Below are 4,379 nucleotides of genomic sequence, written 5' to 3'. Positions count from 1 at the left end.
TTCCAATACTGTGGCGTTTCCGGTCATCACAGTGTTTTCGTCGATAATGAGCGCAGGGTCTATCTTGCGAGCGATAGCCCGTAGCTCATCCTGACGTCCGGTTTTAAGCAGGTAGCCTATGGACTCAGGCATGGTCTTCAGGATCATAGGAATCAGAAGCACTGGCAGCAGCGCTACGTAAAACACCCACTGCCATCCATGACTCTCAATGAGTTGCTTGCCAGTGAGTGCAACCAAAATACCGCCCACGGAGTACCCCGCGAAAACGAGGGTCACCAGGCGAGTACGGAATTTGAGTGGAGAAAATTCACCCATCTGAGCGGTACAAATTGGCAGTACTCCGCCGATGCCAAGGCCCGCGATGAAGCGAGAAATGCTGAAGCTAATCGGGTCACTGGTGAGACCAGCCCCAGCAGTGAAAATACTGAACAAGGCCACACAGATTGCGATCATCCTGGGACGCCCAATACGGTCAGCTAGCGTTCCAAGAAATATCGCTCCGAGCATCGTTCCGAAGAGCGCAGAACCCGCCATGATGCCGGCGCTGGTTGGATCAATGTTCATGTCCTTCATGATCGCCGGAAGGGCTGCACCGACTACAGCGAGGTCATAGCCATCGATTATCAGAATGAGGACACACCAAAATAGAATGAGCCCATGGAAGCGAGTGAACTTCGATTCAACCGCAAGTGCATAAACGTTTACCGGCTGCATATCGCGTCTCCTTCGATCTTGTTTTTGTTTGTGAAGTGCCAGGCACCCGGTCTTGGAGGCATATCGAGGGGGGACGCACCGGTTGAAGACTCGGTTGTCTGCTTGAGATGCGACGCTTGGGCTACCTGCGTCGCATCGTAGGAGTTGGGTTTGCTGCGGCCTATGCCCTACGACATCGTTCTGCTTGACCGATTTGGACACCCATAGCAGGCCAGAAACGACCAATATGATCTTGGGGAAGAGATTTCCATCGGCATTTTGGCGGGTGAAACGAGTTGCAGATCTCAGTACGTAATCTAGCGGGGGAAGTAGTTCTTTTGTTCCGGAAGAAAGGCTTTTAGCTTTCGCCCGGTTCTTCAGCATTGGAGCGGCGATATGCGCCAGGGCTCACTCCCGTCCACTTCTTGAAGGCACGGTGAAATGCACTGCTTTCTTGGAAGCCTGTGCGAGYAGCTACTTCGGTTACTGTCATATTTGGCTGGCACAGCAGGTTTATCGCCATGTCGCGGCGCAGATTGTCTTTCAAACGCTGATAGCTCACCCCCTCGGCTTGGAGCCTTCGCTGAAGCGTCGAATATGACATGCCGAGCACTTTTGCCACCTTATCCAGCTCTGGCCATTCCTCTGGATTCAGGTCTCTCAATCTCATTCGGATCTGGGCGCTGATGCTGTCCTCGTTACGATATTTTACCAACAGACTAGCAGGCGACTCTTTCAAGAACGTCGATAGGCTCGCCTTGTTTTGCACGACCTTGAGGCTTAGAAAAATACGGTCAAAACGAATCATCGTAACTGGAGCGCCAAACTGAATTTCTTCACAAAAGCGCATCCGATAGTCGCTATCGTCGAGCGGTCGATTCGGTCTAAAGCAGAGTTCCTTTATCGGAATGCGTCTGTTGCCCAGCCAGCAGAGCAATCCATGTACCAAGATCAGCCATGTTCCGTAGCTAAAGAGGCGGCGCTCAATTCCTTTGTCATGGATAACGATGACGGCGGAGTCGTCTTCAAGCCTCAGCTCACCGTGAATATCGTCCAATACGAGGCGTAGAAATTTCAGAATCCGCCGCAACGCTTGCTCTAACGACTCGCAGTCAATCGAAGCCTGGCACATCAATCGGAAGCTACCTCGTCGCATTGGATGGCTATCGATTCCGAAAAACTCATCGTCGAGTAGATCTGAAAGAGCGACCCACAGGCGAGAAAATGCAGCCGCCGAAACCCTGGCCTGGGGAGAAGTGAGGAGTTCCGGATCTATACGCGCTTGCTGCAATGCGATGGATGTGTCCAGTTGGCGTCGCAATGCGCCATCGAGGGCTTCATGCACCAATCCAATCGAAGTAGTTCCCTTGTCCTGGATGAGCATGCTTATTCCTCTGCGCAGTTGAAATCTGACTTTATGCTGATTTTCAAATCTCTTCGGCAGGTCTCTGCTTTGAGCAACCTGACGAGCCTGAATTATTTATCTACGTTCCAGCTTCACGGCATTGCATGTCAACCCGAAGGTTTTGTCAGCAGGGAGCCCATTTGCAACCCCTCCTTCTAGCCCTCGATGCCTGGCCTCGATTATCCAAAGCATTCAACCAAGCTGAGGCGTTTGAGCATTGTCGGGGCCACTGATCACCGACAATATCCGTTTAAGAATCTCCAGCGTGGCTTACACCTGAAGTAAACCGGCGGCCGGCTATGCGGYACTGCCAAWTTGTGAGGAAACATCATGCGCATCGAAAACTCAGTCTTCCTRATTACTGGCGCAGGTTCTGGACTCGGGCTGGCTTCGGCGCGTGAGTTGGTGGACCGGGGTGCAAACGTGGTGCTGGTCGATGTGAACGAAGCCGCTGGTGTAGCTCGCGCTGACGAGCTRGGAAAACGTGCGATTTTCGTGCGAGCAGACATCACCAGTGAAARTGATTGCCGTACAGCAATTGCCTCTGCAGTAGGCGTCTTTGGCGCGTTGCATGGGGTGATCAACTGCGCGGGGGTTGCTCCAGCCGAACGGGTTTTAGGCCGTAATGGCGCACATGGGCTTGAGAGTTTTCGCCGAACTATCGAAATCAATTTGATCGGTAGCTTCAACATGGTTCGCCTTGCTGCTGAGGCTATGGCGGGAGGAGAGCCCGATGAAGAAGGTGAGCGCGGCGTAGTCATAAATACGGCCTCTGTCGCAGCTTTTGACGGTCAGACGGGCCAAGCCGCTTACGCCGCGTCCAAAGGTGGAGTGGCTGCCATGACATTGCCATTGGCACGCGACCTGGCTCGTTCAGGCATCCGTGTTATGTGCATTGCACCCGGAATATTTGAGACCCCGATGATGGCGGGTATGCCTCAGGACGTGCAGGCATCATTGGCAGCCAATGTGCCGTTCCCTCCACGGCTGGGACGGCCCTCCGAGTACGCGGCGYTGGCAGCGCACATCATCGAAAACTCCATGCTCAATGGTGAGGTGATTCGTTTGGATGGTGCTTTGAGAATGGCCGCGAAATAGCTCGAGCTAAAGGTCTGTGATCGGGCACAAGCCCCCCAACATGAAACAGAGGATTCAGTTATGAGCCATACCGACCCTATCGTCATTGTCAGTGCTGYCCGAACTCCGTTAGGAGGCTTTCTTGGGAATTTCAAGGAAGTCACCGCTGCGCAGCTGGGTGCGGTTGCAATTCGCGCCGCCGTGGAACGAGCCAGCCTGCAGCCCAGTGACATTGGCGAGGTCATCATGGGATGCGTGCTACAAGCTGGGCAAGGCCAGGCTCCGGCTCGCCAAGCTGCCCTGTTGGCGAATCTTCCGGAGCAAGTGGTGTGCTCAACAGTCAACAAGATGTGCGGCTCWGGCATGAAAGCGCTGATGTTCGGCCACGACCTTCTCCATGCCGGGAGCGCGGAAGTGGTGGTTGCCGGAGGTATGGAAAGCATGTCAAACGCTCCCTACCTGTTGGAGCGAGCTCGCTCAGGYTATCGAATGGGCCACAGTAAAATCATTGATCATATGTTTCTCGATGGGTTGGAAGATGCCTACGAGAAAGGCCGGCTCATGGGCACATACGCCGAAGACTGTGCTCAGAGTTATGGATTCACTCGAGACCAGCAGGATGAGTTTGCGATCAGCTCGTTGACCCGAGCTCAGAAGGCAATCACCGAAGGGCGTTTCCRGGACGAGATTGTCCCTGTGCTGGCTTCGTCTGGCCGTGAGACGGTTTCGATTGAAAGCGATGAACAGCCGGGTAAGGCCCGGATCGACAAAATTCCTACRTTGAAACCTGCGTTTCGCGAAGGCGGGACGGTGACTGCGGCGAACTCCAGTTCTATTTCGGATGGCTCGGCTGCCCTCGTGCTGATGCGCTTGTCTGAAGCCGAGCGTAGAGGCCTTACACCGTTGGCCCGGATAGCAGGTCATGCATCCTACGCGCACGCTCCCGGCCTCTTTGCCTCCGCTCCGGTCGGTGCGATTAAACGCTTGCTAGAGCGAACCAACTGGTCAATGCAGGATGTTGATCTCTTTGAGATCAATGAGGCCTTTGCCGTGGTGCCCATGGTTGTTATCCGAGACTTGAACGTCGGACATGAGCAATTAAATGTCCACGGTGGGGCATGCGCTTTGGGGCACCCGATTGGCGCGTCAGGCGCGCGYGTTGTTGTTACGTTGGTAAATGCCTTGAGGCAGAACACGCTAAAGC

General features: G+C 54.2%; 4 protein-coding genes. 2 read left to right on the top strand and 2 right to left on the bottom strand.

Annotation, left to right across the window (positions count from 1 at the left end; all coding sequences use genetic code 11):
• Together AC1DVH_RS26870 and AC1DVH_RS26865 are read right to left on the bottom strand one after the other, a co-directional pair.
• The coding region (locus tag AC1DVH_RS26870; RefSeq protein ID WP_477756344.1) for an MFS transporter at positions 1–714 on the bottom strand (714 nt) is incomplete at its 3' end.
• A gap of 337 nt (positions 715–1,051) precedes the next feature.
• Positions 1,052–2,077, bottom strand: a complete 1,026-nt coding sequence (locus tag AC1DVH_RS26865) for an AraC family transcriptional regulator (RefSeq protein WP_477756343.1) — start codon at positions 2,075–2,077, stop codon at positions 1,052–1,054.
• Positions 2,078–2,428: 351 nt separating this feature from the next.
• Between AC1DVH_RS26865 and AC1DVH_RS26860 the strand changes: the two genes are divergently transcribed.
• Both AC1DVH_RS26860 and AC1DVH_RS26855 read left to right on the top strand, forming a co-directional pair.
• Positions 2,429–3,196 (top strand): 3-hydroxyacyl-CoA dehydrogenase, encoded by a 768-nt coding sequence (locus tag AC1DVH_RS26860; RefSeq protein WP_477756342.1) that lies wholly within the window; start codon positions 2,429–2,431, stop codon positions 3,194–3,196.
• Positions 3,197–3,256: 60 nt separating this feature from the next.
• Positions 3,257–4,379: acetyl-CoA C-acyltransferase (locus AC1DVH_RS26855; RefSeq protein WP_477756341.1), on the top strand; the 1,123-nt coding region annotated here is incomplete at its 3' end.

It is taken from the genome of Pseudomonas sp. P4_C3, assembly GCF_056402075.1.
The sequence above is the reverse complement of the archived record's forward strand: the minus strand, read 5'-3'. Positions and strand labels throughout refer to the sequence as shown.